Source organism: Arthrobacter sp. TJ-254, from assembly GCF_058269175.1.
In genome coordinates this window covers 831,966-851,805 of sequence record NZ_JBZCNF010000001.1, presented here as the reverse complement: position 1 = coordinate 851,805, position 19,840 = coordinate 831,966, and the positions used below count along the sequence as shown (strand labels likewise).

Below are 19,840 nucleotides of genomic sequence, written 5' to 3'. Positions count from 1 at the left end.
CAGTGAGCGGACATGTCAGTCACCGCGCGAGTGCTTCGCGGACAGCGGAGCCGCAGGAGACGCCCCCGTACCCGCCGTAGACTTGGGACATGGCCACCCCTGCTTCCCCGACCGCCGTCGACGCCCGCCCCCGCCCGTTCCGAGCCGATCCGGGATCCCGTGCCGCCGTTCAGGCCGTGCTGTGGGACATGGACGGAACAATCGTCGACACGGAGCCGTACTGGATCGAAGCGGAAATGGAAATCGTCAGGGCCCACGGCGGAACCTGGTCGCCCGAGCAGGCCAAGGCGCTCGTCGGGCAGGCCCTGCCGTTCTCGGCCGGACTCCTCCAGCAGGCCGGCGTTCAGCTGACCGTGCGGGAAATCATCGACCACCTCACCGGCGTGGTAGTGCAGAAGGTCCGCCGTCAGGTCCCCTGGCGCCCGGGAGCCCGGGAGCTGCTTGAAGAACTCCGCCTCAACGGCGTTCCCTGCGCCCTCGTGACGATGTCCGAGCTCGCCCTCGCCTCCGAGGTGCAGGCCCAGCTGCCCGAGGGCACCTTCGACCTCCTCGTCACCGGCGACAGCGTTACGCACGGCAAGCCCCACCCCGAGGCTTACCTCACGGCGTTCGCACGCCTTGCCGAGCGCACCCCCGGCCTGAGCAAGGAACGGGTCGTCGCCATCGAAGACTCGCTCCCCGGGGTGACCTCGGCCCTCGGTGCCGGGGTTGTGACGCTTGCGGTGCCACACTTCGTGCCGCTGCCCGAAGACCCTCGGCGCACCGACTGGACCACCCTCGAGGGCAGGACGCTCCGGGACCTGGATTCCCTGGTCTCCGGCGGGGCATCCACACCGGAGCCCGGAGAATGAACGCCGCGGCCCCCACCGGGCCGGGACGCCGCAGCCAGAAGCTGGGGGTCTCCCTGGGCAGGATCGCGGGAATCCCGATCGTCCTGACATGGTCCTGGTTCCTCATCACGGCGGCGATCGCGCTCTTCTTCGGACCGCGCGTTGCGCTGAACTTCCCGGAACTTGGCGTCGGCGCCTACGGCGTCGCCCTCGCCTACGCCCTGCTGCTCGCCTTGTCGGTCCTCATCCACGAGCTTGCCCACGCCCTGACCGCCCGGGCCTTCGGCTGGCCGACCACCCGCATCGTGCTGAACCTCTGGGGCGGGCACACCCAGTTCGAAACGTTCAGCGCCTCGCCCGGCCGTTCACTGAGCGTTGCCCTTGCCGGGCCCGCGGCGAACCTTGTCCTCGCGGTGGTCAGCTGGGGGATCCTCACCCTCACCGAGCCGTTCTCGGTGGCCCAGCTGCTCGCGAACATCCTCCTCTGGGCGAACCTGCTCCTTGCAGCGTTCAACCTCCTCCCCGGGCTGCCGCTGGACGGCGGCCGGCTCGTCGAATCGGCGGTATGGAAGGCCACCGGCAGCCAGGAGAAGGGCACCATCGCCGCGGGCTGGGCCGGGCGCCTCATCGTCGTGCTGATTCTCGCCGTCGTGCTCGGCGTGCCGTTCCTTGCCGGACAGGCGCCGTCCCTGCCCCTCATCATCGTGGCAGTGATTGCCGGTGCGGTCATGTGGTCCGGAGCAGGAGAAGCGATCACGATCGCCAGGATGCGCCTGCGGCTGCCCGAGGTGAGCGCCGCCCGGCTCAAGCAACCCGCTTTCGCGGTTCCCGCCGCCACCCCTGTGAACCATGTCCGCCAGCTTCTTGCGGGACGCCCCGACGCCGCCGTGATCCTGATCGGAGCCGGGGGTGGGGCGGACGCCGTCGTCGACCCGGTGGCACTGGGCGACGTGCCGGCGGCAGCGGCGGCCGGCACCCCGGCAGCGGCGGCCGCACGGCCCCTTCCCGCCGGTTCGATCGTTCCCGAGTCCGCCGCCGGAGAGCAGCTCATGCAGCTGCTGGCACGGCTCGAAGGCAACGAATTCCCCGTCATCGACCCCCGCGGGAGGGTCACCGGCCTGCTTCACCGCTCGGCCGCCATCGACGCCGTCACAGGCAGGCGCACCCCGGGCCGGCCCTGACCCGCCCGCCCGATCGGCCCGCACCAGACACACGTCTCAGCACGACCTGCACGTCGCAGCATCACCTCAACGCGAAGGATCACTCGAAAATGAACACACCCGCCGAACTCCCTGCCGGGAACGGACCCCACGGCGCAGCGAGCAGGAGGGGCGTGTTCCGTCCGGGGGAGCGGGTCCAGCTCACTGACGAAAAGGGTCGGATGAACACCGTCACGCTCACCCCGGGCGGCGCCTTCCACACCCACAAGGGGTTCCTGCTCCACGACAAGGTCATCGGGCAGCCCGAGGGGACCGTCCTTCCCAACACCACGGGGCAGCTTTACCAGGCGCTGCGCCCGCTGCTGTCCGACTTCGTGCTCTCGATGCCCCGCGGGGCTGCAGTGGTCTACCCCAAGGACGCCGGCCAGATCATCACAATGGGCGACATCTACCCGGGCGCCCGGGTAGTCGAAGCCGGTGTCGGATCCGGCGCCCTTTCGATCTCACTGCTGCGCGCGGTCGGCGACTCGGGCTACCTCCACTCGATTGAACGCCGCGAGGAATTCGCCGACATCGCCAGGGGCAACGTCGAAACCATCTTCGGCGGACCCCACCCCGCCTGGAAGATCTCCCTCGGCGACTTCCAGGACCAGGTGGTCGAAAAGGAAGAACCCGGCAGCGTGGACCGGGTGGTGCTCGACATGCTCGCGCCCTGGGAGTGCCTCGACGCCGTTGGAACCGTCCTGGCGCCCGGCGGGGTGTGGATCAGCTACGTTGCCACGGTGACCCAGCTGTCGCGCACTGCCGAAGCCATCCGGGCCGACGGCCGGTTCACCGAACCCGAGGCCTGGGAGTCGATGGTGCGCGGCTGGCACCTCGAAGGCCTGGCCGTGCGTCCGGACCACCGCATGGTTGCCCACACCGGCTTCCTCCTGACAACCCGGCGCCTGGCGCACGGGGCGACAGGCCTGATTCAGAAGCGGCGCCCGTCGAAAACAGATTTCAGCGAGGCGGACCTCAACGCCTGGACCCCGCAGGCCGTGGGGGAGCGGGAGGTGTCCGACAAGCGCCTGCGGCGTGTTGCCCGCGACGCCGCCTCGACCATCCAGCGCGGCGCGCTTCCTCCCGAGGAAGCCCAGGCGCGGCGCGACGCGGAAAACCCGACCGGTTCCTGAGCCGACCCGGGAGGAAAATCGGGCGCGAAGGAAACGAACATTGCAATCGAGACGTTTGAAAGTGCAACGATCGTTCCCAGCGCCTTTGCCTGCGCTATGGTCGATTCATAGGTATGCCGAATTGAAGGTGGCGACACGCTATGTCGGAATCTGAAAACTTCGCTTCTCGTCCCGACGGACCCGGGCAGGTGAACGCGCCGACGCCGGGCGAGTACGCTGTGGCCCAGCGCCAGCTCAACGTGCTGCGGGACAAACTGCGGCACATCGACAGGCAGCTAGCCTCGGCCACGCAAAACAACACGCGCCTCGTCTCAGCGCTGGAGTCGGCGCGCACCGAAATCATCAGGCTCAAGGCCGCCCTCGAAAAGGAGGGCGCGGCCCCGTTCAGCTTCGCAACGGTCATCCAGGTCAACGCCCAGCAGGCGGCCGAGCCCGGAACCACAACGCAGGCCACGGTGCAGGACACAGCGGACATCCTGCAGTCCGGGCGGAAGCTGCGCGTGACGGTGAGCCCGCTGATCAATGTGCGCCAGCTTTCCGCTGGGCAGGAGGTGCTGCTCAACGAGTCGCTGACGATCGTTGCCGCCCTCGGCTACGAGCGGGCCGGCGAGATCGTCACGGTCAAGGAGCTGCTCGGCGTCGACCGGGCGCTCGTGGTCGGCAGGACGGACGACGAGCGCGTCATCCGGCTGAGCGGCCCCCTGCAGACCCAGCGGATCCGCGTCGGCGACGCCCTCGCCGTCGACACGAAGTCCGGCTACGGCCTTGAGAAGGTTGCGCGCAGCGAGGTCGAGAACCTCGTGCTGGAGGAGGTGCCCGACATCGGGTACGAGGACATCGGGGGCCTCGGCCCGCAGATCGAGCAGATCCGTGACGCCGTCGAGCTGCCCTTCCTCCACCCCGACCTCTACCGCGAGCACGGCCTGAAGGCGCCGAAGGGAATCCTCCTGTACGGCCCGCCGGGGTGCGGCAAGACCCTGATCGCCAAGGCCGTGGCCAACTCCCTCGCCGCAAGGGCTGCGGAGCGGTCGGGCACCGAGCAGATCCGCAGCTACTTCCTCAACATCAAGGGCCCCGAGCTGCTGGACAAATATGTGGGGGAGACCGAACGCCACATCCGGCTGATCTTCTCCCGCGCGCGCGAGAAGGCCTCGGACGGCAGCCCCGTCGTTGTGTTTTTCGACGAAATGGACTCCCTCTTCCGCACCCGCGGCACCGGGGTGTCCTCCGACGTCGAGACAACGATCGTGCCCCAGCTGCTCAGCGAGATCGACGGCGTGGAGAAACTCGAGAATGTGATCGTGATCGGCGCCTCGAACCGCGAGGACATGATCGACCCGGCGATCCTCCGTCCGGGCCGGCTCGACGTCAAGATCAAGATCCAGCGGCCCGACGCCGAAGGTGCGGCGGAGATCTTCGCCAAGTACATCACCGAAGACCTGCCCCTCCATGCCGACGACCTCGCCGAGTACGGCGGCAATGCGGCGGTCACCGTCCAGGAGATGATCCGGCGCACGGTGGAAAAGATGTACTCCACGGAGAAGTCGAATGAGTACCTCGAGGTGACCTACGCCAACGGGGACACCGAGATGCTCTACTTCAAGGACTTCAACTCGGGTGCGGTCATCCAGAACGTGGTGGACCGGGCTAAGAAGTACGCGATCAAGGACCTCCTGCTTGAGGGCAGCAAGGGCCTGCGCATCGAACACTTCATGCGCGCTGTCGTCGATGAGTTCCGCGAGCATGAGGACATGCCGAACACCACCAACCCCGATGACTGGGCACGGATCTCCGGCAAGAAAGGCGAACGCATCACCTACATCAGGACGATCGTCCAGGGCAAGGCGGGCCAGGAGCCCGGCAAGGCGATCGAGACTGCCGCCAACACCGGCCAGTATCTATGACCACAACCTCGGGCACCTCGTCCACGCCCGTCCTGGCGGGAACCACAGCGGGCGAGGTTTCGGTGCACCGGGTCATGGGCACGGAAACGGAGTACGGGATCATCGCCCCCGGCCTTCCCGCGGCGAACCCGACGATGCTCTCCTCCCAGGTGGTCAACGCCTACGCCGCGACCCTTCGGGAGGGGCTCGGCAACCTGGCCGGAACCAGGTGGGACTACACCGACGAAGCGCCCCTTGCCGACGCGCGGGGCTGGCTGGTCGACCGGGCGTCGGTGCCTCCGGCGCAGCTCACCGACGAGCCTCCCGTGCTCACGGCCGAGCAGGTGGCGCTCGACGACGGTGCCGACCTCCAGGACCCGGCCGTGCTGATGAACCTGGTTTTGAACAACGGGGCGCGGCTCTACGTCGACCACGCCCATCCCGAGTACTCCAGCCCGGAGGTGACGAACCCGCTCGACGCCGTGCTGTGGGACAGGGCGGGGGACCGGGTGGCCCTTGCCGCCATGGAGCGCATCGCCGCCACCCCCGGTTTCTCACCGGTGCACCTGTACAAGAACAACACCGACAACAAGGGCGTCTCCTACGGCTCCCACGAGAACTACCTCGTACCCCGCAGCGTCCCCTTCGGGAACCTCGCCGCGGCGCTCATTCCGTTCTTCGTCTCCCGGCAGGTTCTTTGCGGCGCCGGCCGGGTGGGAATCGGGGCGGCCCACCAGGAGCCCGGGTTCCAGGTGAGCCAGCGCGCCGACTTCTTCGAAAACGAGATCGGTCTCGAGACCACCGTGCGCCGGCCGATCATCAACACGCGCGATGAGCCGCACGCCGTCGCGGAGAAGTACCGCAGGCTTCACGTGATCATCGGCGACGCCAACCTCAACGAAGTCTCGAACTACCTCAAACTCGGCACGACGGCGCTCGTGCTGTCCCTGATCGAACGCGGCAGCGCACCGGTGCCGGAACTCGCCGAACCCGTCCGCGCCCTCCAGACCATCAGCCACGACCCCACGCTCACGGCCACCGTCCAGCTCACGGACGGCAGGAACGTCACGGCCCTCGATCTGCAGGAGATCTACCACGGCGCCGCCGCGGCGGCGTGCGTCCCGGGTGCCGACGGGCAGACCCGGGACGTGCTCGACCGGTGGGGTTCGCTGATCGACCTCCTGCGCCGGGACCCGATGTCGGCCTCGGCGCAGGTCGACTGGGTGGCCAAACTCAAGATCCTCCAGGCCTACCGGGAGCGCGACTCCCTGGCGTGGGGGGACCACCGGCTGGCCCTGATCGACCTGCAGTACGCCGACCTGCGCCCCAGCAAGGGCATCTACCACCGGCTCGCCCAGCGTGGCCAGGCAGAGCTGCTGGTTTCCGGCGCGCAGGTGGAGCGCGCGATGTCCGAACCGCCCCGCGACACCCGGGCATACTTCCGGGGCAAATGCATCGCGACGTTTCCCGCTGAAGTGGTCGGCGCCAGCTGGGATTCGATCATTTTCGAGCTTCCCAACCAGAACCGCCTCCAGCGGGTGCAGACGCGGGAGCCGCTGCGGGGCACGGCGCAGCTCACCGAGCGGCTTTTTGCCGAGTCGGCAAGTGCTGAGGACTTCCTCACACGATTGTTGAGCGGGGCCGAACCCCGCGTGGCACCATAGAATCAGCACAACAAACCGGAGGGTGCTCATCATGGCAACACAGGATCACAAGACCACGGAAACACGTCCTGAGGAGCAGGAGGACAGCACGCCAGAGCCGCTGCCCGCCGCCGCCGGGCAGGACACCTCGCAGACAGAGGGCGTCGATGACCTCCTCGATGAAATCGACGGCGTGCTTGAATCGAACGCCGAAGAATTTGTGAGGGGCTTCGTCCAGAAGGGTGGCCAGTAGCGGATGATGCCGGAAGACGCAGCAGGGGCGATCGCGAGGGCAGCGGCAACGTCCTTCACCGATCATTTGGGCCGACATCATCCTGACCTGCTCGCCTCCCGCACCCGGGTAGACATTCCGGCCTCGGCCGGCGCCCTGGCCCCGCACGCCACAACGATTGTGGCCTTGACCTATGCCGGCGGCGTGCTCATGGCGGGGGACCGGCGCGCCACGATGGGCAACGTCATTGCCAGCCGGCACATTGAAAAGGTGTTTCCGGCCGACATGTTCTCCGTCCTGGGCATCGCTGGCAGTGCCGGCATCGCGCTCGACCTGACCCGCCTGTTCCAGGTTGAGCTTGAGCACTACGAAAAGATCGAGGGAACGCGGATGAGCCTCGACGGAAAGGCGAACCGGCTCGCAGCGATGGTCCGGCAGAACCTGCCGATGGCGCTGCAGGGCCTTGCCGTGGTTCCTCTGTTCGCCGGATTCGACACGGTCCGGCGGGAAGGGCGCCTGTTCTCCTTCGACGTCACGGGCGGGCGGTACGAGGAACAGGAGCACCACAGCGTCGGATCAGGATCGGCGTTCGCGCGCGGCGCCCTGAAGAAGCTGTGGAAACCGAACCTTGATGAGGACACAGCCATCCGGGTGGCCGTCGAATCGCTCTATGACGCCGCCGACGACGATTCGGCCACCGGTGGCCCCGACGTCGTCCGGCAGCTGTGGCCCGTTGTCTACACGGTCAGCGGCGCCGGGGCGCGGAAGGTCGCGGACCGGGAACTCGAGACGTTTGCGCTCGGGGTCCTGTCGAGCCGCTCAATCGCTGGACGGGAGGCGTAGACGATGACACAGCAGTTCTACGTATCGCCGGAACAGCTGATGAAGGACCGCGCCGATTTCGCGCGGAAGGGCATCGGCAGGGGGCGTTCAGTCATTGTCATGAGTTGTCGGGACGGCATCGCGCTCGTGGCCGAGAACCCCTCGCCGTCGCTGCACAAGCTGGGGGAGATCTACGACCGCATCGCCTTCGCCGCCGTCGGCAAGTACAACGAGTTCGAGAGCCTGAGGCAGGCGGGAGTGCGCTACGCCGATGTCCGCGGGTATTCCTATGACCGCGAAGACGTCACCGCCCGGGGCCTGGCAAGCGTCTACGCCCAAAGCCTCGGCGCGGTGTTCACCGCCGAAAGCAAACCGTTCGAGGTGGAGCTGGTGGTCGCCGAGGTCGGGGAGCTCCCCGCGGCGGACCACCTGTACCGGCTCACATTCGACGGGTCGATCGCCGACGAGACCGGGTTCGTGGTGATGGGCGGCGCCGCCGAGACCGTCGTGGAGCTGCTCAGGAACAAGTGGTCGGGGGATCTGACGTTCCCCGAGGCCGTCCGGGCCGCAGTGGATTCGCTGCAGCAGGACGGCGCCGACGGGCGGGGAGGCAACCGGCTCGGACCGGGGCTCCTCGAAGTAGCGGTGCTTGACCGCGACCCGGAGACTTCCCGCGGGAGCCACAGGGCGTTCCGCCGCATCATCGCATCCGAGCTTGAATCTATGCTCGCTTCCCCCGAAGGTTCCCGCTGATGGACCGTCGTATTTTTGGCATAGAAACGGAGTTTGGGATTTCCTATTCAGGGCCCAACTCCCGGCCGCTCTCGCCCGAAGAGGTGGCACGCTACCTCTTCCGCAAGGTCGTGAGCTGGGGGCGCTCCTCGAACGTCTTCCTCACCAATGGTGCACGGTTGTACCTGGATGTCGGCTCCCACCCGGAGTATGCGACGGCCGAGTGCGACGACCTCGCCCAGCTCATTGCCCAGGACCGGGCCGGTGAGCTCATCCTCGAGGACCTTGTTGTCGAAGCCCAGCGGAAGCTGAGCCACGAAGGCTATAACGGCAACATCTACCTGTTCAAGAACAACACCGATTCCGCGGGCAATTCCTACGGCAGCCACGAGAACTACCTCATTCCCCGCAAGCTGGAGTTCGCCCGGCTCGCCGACATCCTCATCCCGTTCCTTGTGACCCGGCAGCTGCTGGTCGGGGCGGGGAAGGTGCTCAAGTCCCAGAACGGGTCCCTGTACGCCTTCTCGCAGCGCGCGGACCATTTGTGGGAGGGGATCTCCTCGGCGACAACCCGGTCGCGCCCGATCATCAACACCCGCGATGAACCGCACGCCGACGCCGAGTTCTTCCGCCGCCTGCACATCATCGCCGGTGACTCAAACATGTCGGAGACAACCACCCGGCTCAAGGTCGGCTCCGTCGACCTCATCCTGCGCATGGTCGAAGCCGGTGCGATGATGAGAGACTTCCGCCTCGAGAACCCGATCCGCAGCATCCGCGAGATCTCCCACGACCTCACCGGAAGCCAGCTGCTGAAACTGGCCAACGGCCGGCAGATCACCGCCCTCGAGATGCAGCGCGAATACCTTGCCCGCGCCACCGCGTTCGTGGAGAGCCACGGCGCCCACACGCCCCACGTGCCGGCCATCCTCAGCCTGTGGGAGCGCACCCTCGACGCCATCGCCTCGGGAGACACCTCGGGCATCGACCGCGAAGTGGACTGGGCGATCAAGAAAAAGCTCATCGACCGCTACCTCACCCGGCAGGGCGGCGACCTCGACTCGCCGCGCGCCGCCCAGCTCGACCTCACCTACCACGACATCTCGCGTACCCGCGGCCTGTTCTTCCTCCTCCAGGCCCGCGGCGAGGCCGTGCGCGTGGTTGAGGACGTCGTCGTGAAGGATGCGATGGACACGCCCCCGCAGACCACCCGGGCCCGGCTGCGCGGAGAGTTCGTGCGCAGGGCGAAGGAAGCCAACCGCGACTACACGGTTGACTGGGTGCACCTCAAGCTCAACGACAGGGCCCAGCAGACGATCCTGTGCAAGGACCCCTTCAAGTCGGTTGACGAGCGCGTCGACGCGCTGCTTGAACACCTCTGAGGCCGACACGTCCTGTAACGAAATCCGGCGGACGGGAGAAACGGGCCGCACCGACCCGTTAGGCTTGATGCGGCCTGTTGTTCGGCGCCGCCTGAACTACCGATAATTCCAGTGAAAGAAGTTCTGTGCGAAAAATACTCTTAATCCTCCTGCCGCTGTTGCTCGTGCTGACGGCGTGCGGCGGATCGACGACGGGCCGCTCCGCCGGCGAAGCCGGGATCTTCGACTCACTGAAGGTCACCGGCGGATCCGACGAGGAAGCGCCCAAGGTTGAATTCGAGACCCCCCTCAAGGTCACCGGCCCTGCCGTGAAGACCGTTGTCGAAGGCGACGGCGATCCCATCGAGGCAGGTCAGCAGATCACCTTCAACGCCATCTTCCTCAATGCCGAAGACGGAAGCACAGTTGGCGAGACCTACTCATCCGGGGAGCCCCAGCCGCTGCCGGTCAATGACGAACTGAAGAAGGCCGACGCCGAGCTCTACGAGGTCCTCGTTGGAACGAACGTCGGCTCGCAGGTGGCATACACGCGCCCCATGGAGCCCGTCGAGGGCCAGCCGGAGACGCCGCAGCAGGTCATCGTGCTGAAGGTCCTCTCCGCCAAGGACGCCGCGCCCGAGCCCAAGACCCTGGCTCCAGAAGAGGTCGAGAAGCTCGACAAGGCCGGAGAGCTGCCCAAGTTCACGTTCGACGACAAGGGCGTGCCCAAGGTCACCATCCCGAAGAACGACCCGTCCAAGGACCTCGTCGTCAAGGTGCTGAAGGAAGGCACCGGGGAAGTCGTCAAGGAGTCCGACAGCATCACCGCCAACTACAGCGGCTGGCGCTGGGAGGACGGCAAGCAGTTCGACTCGAGCTTCGAACGGGGCGAGCCCGCCGAGTTCCCGCTGACCGGAGTCATCAAGGGGTGGACCGAAGGCCTGAGCGGCCAGAAGGTCGGCTCGAAGGTCCTCCTCGTCATTCCCGGCCCGTGGGCGTACGGAGACCCGGCACCGCAGGGCCGGCCGTCCGGCACCCTGGTCTTCTACATCGAAATCACAGCCAAGACCGCTGCCAAGTAGCGGTCCGCACACCCATCACCAACGCGAAGGAGCCCCATGTCATTCGGTAAGCGCGAGTTCGACCGCCAGAAGCCCGAGATCGACTTCCCCGCCCACGCAGCTCCGACCGAGCTCGTCATCGAGGACCTGATCGAGGGGAACGGGCAGGCCGCCAAGGCCGGCGACACCGTGTCGACCCACTACGTTGGTGTCGCCTTCTCGACGGGGGAGGAGTTCGACGCCTCCTGGAACCGCGGCGCACCGCTGGACTTCCGCGTCGGCATCGGGCAGGTCATCCAGGGCTGGGACCAGGGGCTGCTCGGGATGAAGGTCGGCGGACGCCGCCGGCTCGAAATCCCCTCCGACATGGCCTACGGGGCGCGCGGCGCCGGTTCGGCCATCGGGCCGAACGAATCGCTGATCTTCGTCGTTGACCTGCTGGACGTGCGCTAGGGGCCAGCACCCCGCCACTGCACCACCGCGAAAGTGCCGCGCCCCACACCACGGGGCGCGGCACTTTCGCGTATTCCCGCCGGGAGGGCCCGCCCTGTCCTGCCCGGGCGCACCCGGGCGGTAAGGTATCCACCGTGTCCGCTAAACGAACCGAACGACTCCTGACCCTCGTCATCCTGCTGCTCTCAAGCAAACGGGGCTTCAGCAAGGAGGAACTGTTCGAGGAGATCGAGCTGTACCGCGAGGCTCCGACCACCGCGGCCCGCGAGAAGCTGTTCGACCGCGACAAGGCAATGCTCCGGGAACAGGGCATTCCGCTTGAGGCCTTCAGCGACGATCATGTCTTCGACACCGACAACACCGTCCAGCGCTACCGGATCAACGCCGAGGAGTACCGGCTGTCCGGCGTGAGCTTCACCCCGGCCGAGTACACGCTGCTGAGCCTTGCCGCCGGCATGTGGGATTCGGCGGCGCTCGATTCCGCGGCCTCGCGCGCCATCCGGAAGCTGAGCACCCGCACCCTCGCCTCGGAGACGCCGGCACCGCTGCCCATCCAGCCGCGCATCCAGACAAGCGATCCCTATTGGGACGAGGTGTGGCATGCCCTGGCGCAGCGGCGTCCCCTCACCTTCGGCTACCGGGCGGCCAGCACGGGACGCGACGAAAACCGGACCGTCCTCCCGTGGGGGATGGGCTCGCGCTTCGGGCACTGGTACCTGGTGGGCTTCGACACCGTCCGCGAACAGGAGAGGTTCTTCCGCCTGTCCCGGATGACATCGGTGCCGCGCACGCTCCAGGGCACCTTCGACGTACCCGAGTCCTTCGACATCAACGCTGCCCTTTCCTCGCTTAAGCGCCGTGATGAGGAGTCATCGGCTGTCCTGCTCGCCCGGCCCGGCACCTGCAACCTGCTGCGCGTGCGCCGGGGCACCAGAGTTATGGAAACCGGCGAGGATTGGGACCGGCTCGAGGTCCGGTACGCGGACCAGGCGCTCCTTGCCGCCGAGATCGCCGGTTTCGGGGCCAGCACCGCCGTCGTCGAGCCGACGGACCTGGCGCACGCCGTGCGGACCCTGTTGCAGGGCGCGTTCGACGCCGCACGCACCGCCCCCGAACACATCACCTTCTCCGCGGACCCGAACCACCCGCCGCGGCGCAAGGCCTCCGCGCAGGACCACCTGCTGCGCCTGCTTGACCTCGTGCCCTACCTCCTGGCCCACCCCGGGGCCGAGCTGACCGCCACGGCGCAACGCTTCGGGGTCACCGAGGCACAGCTGACACGGGACCTCGACCTGCTCTTCGTCAGCGGACCCCGCTACTACCCCGACGAGCTGATCGACGTCTCCGTCGAAGGCGGACGGATCTTCCTCAGCAATGCGGCGAACCTTTCCCACCCGGTGCGCCTCGGCATGGATGAGGCAAGCGCCCTCCTCGTCGGGCTGCAGGCCCTGCGCGACCTTCCGGGGCTTGTCGACAGCGACGCCCTGCTCGGAGCCCAGGCGAAGCTGACCGCCGCGGCGGGAAGCGCGGCCAGGATGGGCACCGTCGTCGCTGCGAAGCTGAGCGAGGATGAGGTGAATCCGACCCTCGAGGTGCTCCAGGAGGCGCTGAGCCGGGGGCTCCAGGTCGAGCTGTCGTATCTGGTGCCGGCCCGCGATGAAATCACCCGGCGGCTGATCGAGCCCGTCCGCGCGTTCTCCCACCGCGACCACTGGTATGTCGAAGCGTGGTGCATCGAGTCCGCGGGCATGCGCAATTTCCGCCTCGACCGCATCCAGAGCGCCAGCCTGACCAACCACCCGGCCTCTGCAGGGCGGGTGGACGTGGAGCGCCAGGGGCAGGGCCCGGCGGGGGAGCTTTACCGACCGTCGGCCGCCGACCGGGAGATCACGCTGCTCCTGCGACCGCCGGCCGGATGGGTTGCCGAGCAGTACACAGCCGATAGGACGGAGGAACTGCCCGACGGCAGCCTCGGTGCGGTCCTGCGCGCGGGTTCAACAGCATGGCTCCCCGGCCTGCTTGCCGGGCTCGGCGGTGCCGCGGCAGTGGTCGAACCACGGGACCTGCGCACCGGGACGGAGGCCTGGCTCGAGGCGGCGCTGGCGAACTACGCCTGAACTAGACTGAGGGAATGCCTTGGTGGACGTGGATTGTGTTGTGGGTCGCGCTTCTTGCGCTCAGCGCCCTGTTCCTGATCGTTGTGGGTTTCAAGGTCTTCCGGAAGGCCGCCGCAACACTGAGTGAATTCGAGGCGACGGCCGAGCGTCTCGGAGCGGTCAGCGCCGGGCCGCGCACCGACGCCGTCCCGGACAACGGGCACACCATGCGGGCCGCGCCGGCGGTGTTTTCCGCCCCCGAAACCGTCCGCCGTGCCAACGCCGAGGCGCGGGACCTGCGCGGGGCGCGACGGCGCGAGCGGCGCATCAGGCGCCGGACCGAGGCCAACCGGCCCCAGCTCTTGCGGGACCTGCCTCATCTATGACCTAAACTTAAGTGGCATCTACGGAAGGATTTTGGGCATGAGGCTCGAAGGCTGGCACATCGTCATCATCATCGCCCTCGCGATTGTTCTCTTCGGCGCGCCGAAGCTTCCCGGCCTCGCCCGGAGTCTGGGCCAGTCGCTGCGCATCTTCAAGTCCGAGGTGAAGCAGATGAAGGACGAGAACAACACCGACGGCGACGCACCGACCGTCGAAGGACGTGTCGTCGGCACGACGCAGCCGGGCACACCCGGCACCGACTACCGCCCCACCACGCCGCAGAGCCCGCCCGGCCACGGCTCCACAACCCCGCCGGGCGGACCCTCAGCTCCGACACCGTAGGAACAATGGCACGCACCAAAGGGCGCAAAGCCAACCCCGAGGGGCGGATGCCCCTCAAGGAACACCTGAAGGAAGCCCGCAACCGTCTGTTCAAGTCGGGCCTGGCCGTCATCGCGGGCACCGTCGTTGGCTTCTTCATCTACAACCCGGTGCTTGAGGCGCTCTCCGCGCCCGTCGTGGAGCTCAACGCCCGCGAGGGCCGCACCGCGGCCCTGAACTTCGACGGCGTCGCGTCCCCGTTCGACCTGCTGATCCAGGTCTCGGTCTTCCTGGGGCTGATCATTTCAAGCCCGGTGTGGCTGTACCAGTTGTGGGCCTTCATCACTCCCGGGCTGCACTCCAAGGAACGCCGCATCTCGCTGTCCTTCATCGCCGTCGCAGTGCCGCTGTTCCTCACCGGCATCTATCTCGCCTGGCTCGTGCTTCCCAACGCCGTTCGGGTGCTCACCGACTTCACGCCGGGCGGATTCTCGAACATCATCACCGTGACGGTTTTCATCACCTTCATCCTGCGCCTGATGCTCGCCTTCGGCGTTGCCTTCCTCCTCCCGGTTGTGCTGTTCGGCCTGAACCTTGTAGGGCTCCTCAGCGGCAAACAGATCCTCAAGGCCTGGCGCATCACCGTGTTCCTTGTCTGCCTGTTCGCGGCGATGGCCGCCCCTGGAGCCGACGCCGTCAGCATGTTCTACCTCGCCGTGCCGATGCTCGTGCTGTTCTTCATCGCGATCGGCCTGTGCCTGCTCAACGACAAGCGCAGGGACCGGCGCAACGCCGCCCGCGAGGCCGCTGTGGCCGCAACCGCCGGCCAGGCGTCCTCCATCGACCCGGACTAAGGCACTCCGATGCGTGCTGGAGTGTTCGCAAGCGTTTAGGGTTGAAAGATGAGCACCCCCGCAGAGCGCTACCAGGCTGCCAAGGAACGCACCCGGTATTCGCGGACCAGCCTTTCGGCCTTCGAACAGACGCTCTCCTTCGAACTCGATCCCTTCCAGCGCGACGCCTGCACCTCCCTTGAATCAGGCAAAGGCGTCCTCGTCGCGGCACCGACCGGTGCTGGGAAGACGGTCGTGGGGGAGTTCGCCGTCTACCTCGCCCTGCAGCACGGACTCAAGGCGTTCTACACAACGCCCATCAAGGCGCTGAGCAACCAGAAGTACACCGAGCTGTCCGCCGTTCACGGCCCGGAGCGGGTGGGCCTGCTCACGGGCGACACGAGCATCAACCCCGACGCCGACGTGGTGGTCATGACCACCGAGGTCCTGCGCAACATGCTGTACGCGGACTCGGAGACCCTCGACGACCTCGGCTACGTGGTGATGGATGAAGTCCACTACCTGGCCGACCGGTTCCGGGGGGCGGTGTGGGAGGAGGTGATCATCCACCTGCCCACCGAGGTGAAACTGGTTTCCCTCAGCGCCACCGTCTCCAACGCCGAGGAGTTCGGAGCGTGGCTCGACACCGTGCGCGGCGACACCGACGTCGTGGTGTCCGAACACCGCCCCGTGCCGCTGTGGCAGCACGTGATGGTGGGCCATGACCTCCTTGACCTGTTTGCCGGCGACGTCGCTTTCGACGAGGCTGCGCCGGGGGGCCCGCAGGCGGGCGCGGCCGAACAGTACGACGTCAATCCAGAACTGCTCGAACTCGCCAGCAGCGAGGTGCGGCTCAACCAGCGCGCGAACTGGGGCTCGGGCAACGGACGGCGCGGCAAGGCGCAGCCGCGCCGCCAGCCGCAGAACACCCTTGTGCGCCGGGCCAGCCGCCCCCAGGTCATCACCGCCCTCGACCGGGCAGGCCTGCTGCCGGCGATCACCTTCATCTTCTCCCGCAACGGCTGCGAAGCCGCGGTGAGCCAGTGCCTGCACGCAGGTCTGTGGCTCACCACCGAAAACGAGCGGGCCGTCATCAGTGAAACCATCGACGACGCCACCGCCGACATTCCACGCGACGATCTTGAGATCCTCGGCTTCTGGACCTGGCGCGAGGGGCTGATCCGGGGGTTCTCCGCCCACCACGCCGGCATGCTTCCCACCTTCAAGGAGGTTGTCGAGAAACTTTTCGCAGCGGGCCTGGTGAAGGCGGTTTTCGCGACCGAGACCCTCGCGCTCGGCGTGAACATGCCCGCGCGCTCCGTGGTCCTCGAAAAGCTCGACAAGTTCAACGGCGAGGCCCACGTCAACGTGACGGCGGGGGAGTACACGCAGCTGACCGGGCGCGCCGGGCGCCGCGGCATCGACGTCGAGGGCCACGCCGTCGTGCTGTGGCAGCCGGGCACCGATCCCGGCGCGGTGGCCGGGCTCGCGTCCCGGCGGACCTACCCGCTCAATTCAAGTTTCCGGCCCACCTACAACATGAGCATCAACCTCGTTGCCCAGTTCGGCCAGGAACGGTCCCGTGAGATCCTCGAGACCTCCTTCGCCCAGTTCCAGGCCGACCGGTCCGTTGTCGGGCTGGCGAAACAGCTGCGCAGCCGCGAAGACTCCCTCAAGGGCTACGAGAAATCGATGACCTGCCACCTTGGCGACTTCAGGGAGTACGCGAACCTCCGCCGGGAGCTGTCCGACCTCGAAACCCGGGCTTCACGCGACCGCTCGCGCTTCCTGCGCTCGGCTGCCGAGGCCTCCCTTGAGGCGCTTCGCCCCGGCGACGTCATCGACGTGCCCGGCGGGCGCAGCCAGGGTTACGCCGTCGTGCTCGACACCGACACCTCCCGCGAACCGCGGCCCACAGTGCTGACCCTTGAAACCCAGATCCGGCGCGTCGGGGTCCAGGACCTTGACGGACCCGTGGAGATCCTCTCCCGGATCAAGATCCCCAAGAGCTTCAGCGCCAAGAGCCCCAAGGACCGCCGGGACCTCACCTCGTCAATGCGCAACGCCCTCCAGGCCAACCGCCCGCCGCGGCGGGGAGCGGGCCGCGCCGACGGCCTCCACTCGTCCTCGGCTGCGGCCGAGGAGCGCGCCATCACCGACCTTCGCCGGCGCCTGCGTGCACACCCGTGCCATGGCTGCAGCGAACGCGAGCAGCACGCGCGCTGGTCCGAGCGCTGGCTGAAGCTCCGTAAGGAGACCGACCGCCTCGCGGGCCAGATCCGGGGGCGCACCAACACCATCGCCAAGACCTTCGACCGGGTATCCGAGGTGCTCCACTCCTACGGCTATGTGCAGGCCGACGAGAGGGACGGGCTCAGGGTCACCGCTGCGGGGCAGAGGCTGCGACGGATCTACGGGGAGAAGGACCTGCTGATCGCCCTCTCGATCGAAAAGGGCGCGTTCACCGAGCTCGACGCCGCGGAGCTCGCCGCCGTCGCCTCGGTGCTCGTCTATCAGGCCAAGCGGGAGGAGCGGGGGCTGCGGCCGGTCATGCCCAGCGCCGGCCTTGAGGGTGCAGTGGACACGATCATTCGGGAATGGTCCCGCCTCACCGACCTCGAGGAACAGCACCGCCTGCCCGTCACCACGGAGCCCGAGCTTGGCCTTGCCTGGCCCATGTACAAGTGGGCGCAGGGCCGCTCCCTCCAGGCGGCACTCCACGGAACCGATCTCGCCGCCGGCGACTTCGTGAGGTGGGCCAAACAGGTCATCGACCTCCTCGACCAGTTGGCGAAGGTACGCGACCTGCCCGAGGGCCTACACCGGCGCTGCATCAAAGCAATCGGCCTCGTCCGGCGCGGCGTTGTCGCCTACTCAAGCATCACCGAATAGCACCTGGCACAGCCAGCCACACACTAACGAAAGCCGCTTCGACACTTGATGAATACGAAACTGCCGGTCCTCTACCGCAACGGATCGGTCTACAGTGCTGCTGACCCGTTTGCCACCGCAATGCTCGTCGACGGCGACACCGTCGCCTGGGTCGGCGGCGAACACGCTGCCGAAAACCTGATCGGCCCGGGGATCCGCACTGTCGATCTCGACGGTGCCCTGATCGCCCCGGGCTTCGTCGACTCCCACGTTCACACGACGGAAACCGGGATCAGCCTCGCGTCAGTCGACCTTTCGGGCTGCGCCAGCCTGCGCGACCTCCTCGACGCGGTACAGGCCTCGGCGCGGTCTTCCGAAGGCACTATCCTCGGCCACGGCTGGGATGAGTCCCGTTGGCCGGAGAAACGGGTGCCGACCGCCGGGGAACTCGACGCCGCCAGCGGCGGCCGCTTCGTCTACCTCACCCGCGCCGATGTCCACTCCGCCGCCGTCTCGGGGGCGCTTGCCTCGACGCTGGGGCTCTCCGCACTCGACGGCTGGGACGACGGGTTCGTCGTGCGGGCCGCCCACACGGCTGCCCGCGCCGCGTCACGCTCGCTCAGTCCCGCCCAGCGCGGCACCTACCAGCGGGCCGCGCTCACCCACGCCGCCTCCCGGGGCATTGTCGCCGTGGTCGAGATGGCCGCCCCGCACATCGCCGACCGCGGGGACCTCGAGACCCTGCTTGAGCTCGGCGGTTCCGGTCCGCACGGCCCGCTGCCCGAGGTCCTTGCCTACTGGGCACAGCAGGCGACGTCCCGTGAACAGGTGCGCTCGACGCTCGAGTCGTTCGGCGGCCGCCTCGCCGGCCTGGCCGGTGACCTCAATGTTGACGGATCGATCGGCTCCCGCACCGCCGCGCTCCGCCAGCCCTACAGTGACGACCCCGGCAACCGCGGCCACGCGTTCCTTGGGGAGGACGAGGTTGCGGCGCACCTCCGCGCCACAACGGCCGAAGGAGTGCAGGCTGGCTTCCACGTGATCGGAGACGCCGGTCTTGACGTCGTATTCCGCGGGTTGGCCCGGGTCGAGAAGGAGCTGGGCATCGACGCTATCCGACGCTCACGGCACCGGCTCGAACACGTCGAAATGACCGACGACGCCGCCATCGCCGCCCTCGTCCACTACGGCATCACCGTCAGCGCGCAGCCATCCTTCGACGCCCTGTGGGGCAGGCCGGGGGAGCTGTACAGCCAGCGGCTCGGTGAAGACCGCCGCGGGGTCATGAACCGCTTCGGTTCGCTCCTGGCCGCGGGGGTGCCCGTCGCGATGGGATCTGACAGCCCCGTCACGCCGCTTGACCCGTGGGCCTCGGTGCGTGCCTGCATCAACCACAGCAACCCCGACGAGAGCATTTCGGCGCGCGCCGCGTTCATCGCCCACACGCGTGCCGGCTGGCGCACGGCCGGTGCTGGAAACCCGATGCTCGGCCAGCTGGTTCCGGGATCACCGGCCTCCTACGCTGTGTGGCGGGTCGATGAGCTAATGGTCCAAACACCGGACAACAGGGTGCAGTCGTGGAGCACCGACCCCCGCGCCGGCACCCCCGTCCTGCCCGCCCTCGACACCGAGAACCCGCCGGAGTGCCTGGAAACCGTCCACCACGGGCAGGTGCTTTACTCCTCCGGGCTCGCCTGAGGGTCCGCGGGCACTGGCTGAAGGGCAAAACCGTCGAGAGCGCAAGGGAAAAAAACCGGGTTTTCCGGGAATGCCCCTGACCTGCGGAAAAGCACGTTTTCCCATGTCAGGGGCGTGTTGACACTCCGAGGCGAGCACGTAAGCTGGTGCTTTACGGGTTAGAGGAGTTTTCCTTCGGGAATGACCTGGCCGGATCCCACCGCAATACCGGCAGTCCAGTGGGGAAGCTGTGCTGCGGTGCCGGTGCTGGAAGAGGGCAGGTCCCCGCGTCATCAGAGAACAGGT

17 protein-coding genes are annotated in these 19,840 nt (G+C 67.5%); all 17 read left to right on the top strand.

Annotation, left to right across the window (positions count from 1 at the left end):
- Positions 1–89 precede the first annotated feature (89 nt).
- The 17 genes from AC4D14_RS04065 (at position 90) to AC4D14_RS03985 (ending at position 19,555) form a co-directional block, all read left to right on the top strand.
- Positions 90–851 (top strand): HAD family hydrolase, encoded by a 762-nt coding sequence (locus tag AC4D14_RS04065; RefSeq protein WP_490900286.1) that lies wholly within the window; start codon positions 90–92, stop codon positions 849–851.
- On the top strand, positions 848–2,011 hold the full coding sequence (locus AC4D14_RS04060) for a site-2 protease family protein (protein WP_490900285.1): 1,164 nt from the start codon (positions 848–850) through the stop codon (positions 2,009–2,011). The genes AC4D14_RS04065 and AC4D14_RS04060 overlap by 4 nt, the downstream gene beginning before the upstream one ends.
- Before the next feature lie 89 nt (positions 2,012–2,100).
- Positions 2,101–3,165 carry a tRNA (adenine-N1)-methyltransferase gene (locus AC4D14_RS04055; protein WP_490900284.1) on the top strand — a complete coding sequence of 355 codons (1,065 nt, stop codon included), beginning with the start codon at positions 2,101–2,103 and terminating at the stop codon, positions 3,163–3,165.
- Between the two features lie 140 nt (positions 3,166–3,305).
- Positions 3,306–5,069, top strand: coding sequence for a proteasome ATPase (gene arc / locus AC4D14_RS04050; protein WP_490900283.1), 1,764 nt, complete (start codon positions 3,306–3,308; stop codon positions 5,067–5,069).
- The gene (gene dop / locus AC4D14_RS04045) at positions 5,066–6,712 is read left to right on the top strand and encodes a depupylase/deamidase Dop (protein ID WP_490900282.1); all 1,647 of its coding nucleotides are present in this window, start codon (positions 5,066–5,068) and stop codon (positions 6,710–6,712) included. Before arc ends, dop begins: the two co-directional genes overlap by 4 nt.
- Positions 6,713–6,743: 31 nt before the next feature.
- A complete protein-coding gene (locus tag AC4D14_RS04040) occupies positions 6,744–6,944 on the top strand; it encodes a ubiquitin-like protein Pup (protein ID WP_490900281.1) in 201 nt (66 codons plus the stop codon).
- Positions 6,945–6,950: 6 nt separating this feature from the next.
- Positions 6,951–7,766: a proteasome subunit beta gene (prcB, locus tag AC4D14_RS04035; protein WP_490900487.1), complete on the top strand. Its 816-nt coding sequence runs from the start codon at positions 6,951–6,953 to the stop codon at positions 7,764–7,766.
- Between the two features lie 3 nt (positions 7,767–7,769).
- Positions 7,770–8,498 (top strand): proteasome subunit alpha, encoded by a 729-nt coding sequence (gene prcA, locus AC4D14_RS04030; protein WP_490900280.1) that lies wholly within the window; start codon positions 7,770–7,772, stop codon positions 8,496–8,498.
- A complete protein-coding gene (gene pafA / locus AC4D14_RS04025) occupies positions 8,498–9,859 on the top strand; it encodes a Pup--protein ligase (protein WP_490900279.1) in 1,362 nt (453 codons plus the stop codon). The genes prcA and pafA overlap by 1 nt, the downstream gene beginning before the upstream one ends.
- Positions 9,860–9,984: 125 nt before the next feature.
- Positions 9,985–10,920 carry an FKBP-type peptidyl-prolyl cis-trans isomerase gene (locus AC4D14_RS04020; RefSeq protein ID WP_490900278.1) on the top strand — a complete coding sequence of 312 codons (936 nt, stop codon included), beginning with the start codon at positions 9,985–9,987 and terminating at the stop codon, positions 10,918–10,920.
- Positions 10,921–10,956: 36 nt separating this feature from the next.
- Positions 10,957–11,352, top strand: a complete 396-nt coding sequence (locus AC4D14_RS04015; protein WP_490900277.1) for an FKBP-type peptidyl-prolyl cis-trans isomerase — start codon at positions 10,957–10,959, stop codon at positions 11,350–11,352.
- Between the two features lie 134 nt (positions 11,353–11,486).
- Positions 11,487–13,469 (top strand): helix-turn-helix transcriptional regulator, encoded by a 1,983-nt coding sequence (locus tag AC4D14_RS04010; protein ID WP_490900276.1) that lies wholly within the window; start codon positions 11,487–11,489, stop codon positions 13,467–13,469.
- A gap of 14 nt (positions 13,470–13,483) precedes the next feature.
- Positions 13,484–13,834 carry a hypothetical protein gene (locus tag AC4D14_RS04005; protein ID WP_490900275.1) on the top strand — a complete coding sequence of 117 codons (351 nt, stop codon included), beginning with the start codon at positions 13,484–13,486 and terminating at the stop codon, positions 13,832–13,834.
- Positions 13,835–13,871: 37 nt separating this feature from the next.
- Positions 13,872–14,174 carry a Sec-independent protein translocase subunit TatA gene (gene tatA, locus AC4D14_RS04000; protein WP_490900274.1) on the top strand — a complete coding sequence of 101 codons (303 nt, stop codon included), beginning with the start codon at positions 13,872–13,874 and terminating at the stop codon, positions 14,172–14,174.
- 5 nt (positions 14,175–14,179) lie between these two features.
- On the top strand, positions 14,180–15,007 hold the full coding sequence (gene tatC, locus AC4D14_RS03995; RefSeq protein ID WP_490900273.1) for a twin-arginine translocase subunit TatC: 828 nt from the start codon (positions 14,180–14,182) through the stop codon (positions 15,005–15,007).
- A 48-nt stretch (positions 15,008–15,055) separates the two neighbouring features.
- Positions 15,056–17,878: a DEAD/DEAH box helicase gene (locus AC4D14_RS03990; RefSeq protein ID WP_490900272.1), complete on the top strand. Its 2,823-nt coding sequence runs from the start codon at positions 15,056–15,058 to the stop codon at positions 17,876–17,878.
- Between the two features lie 48 nt (positions 17,879–17,926).
- A complete protein-coding gene (locus AC4D14_RS03985; protein ID WP_490900271.1) occupies positions 17,927–19,555 on the top strand; it encodes an amidohydrolase in 1,629 nt (542 codons plus the stop codon).
- Positions 19,556–19,840: the final 285 nt, after the last annotated feature.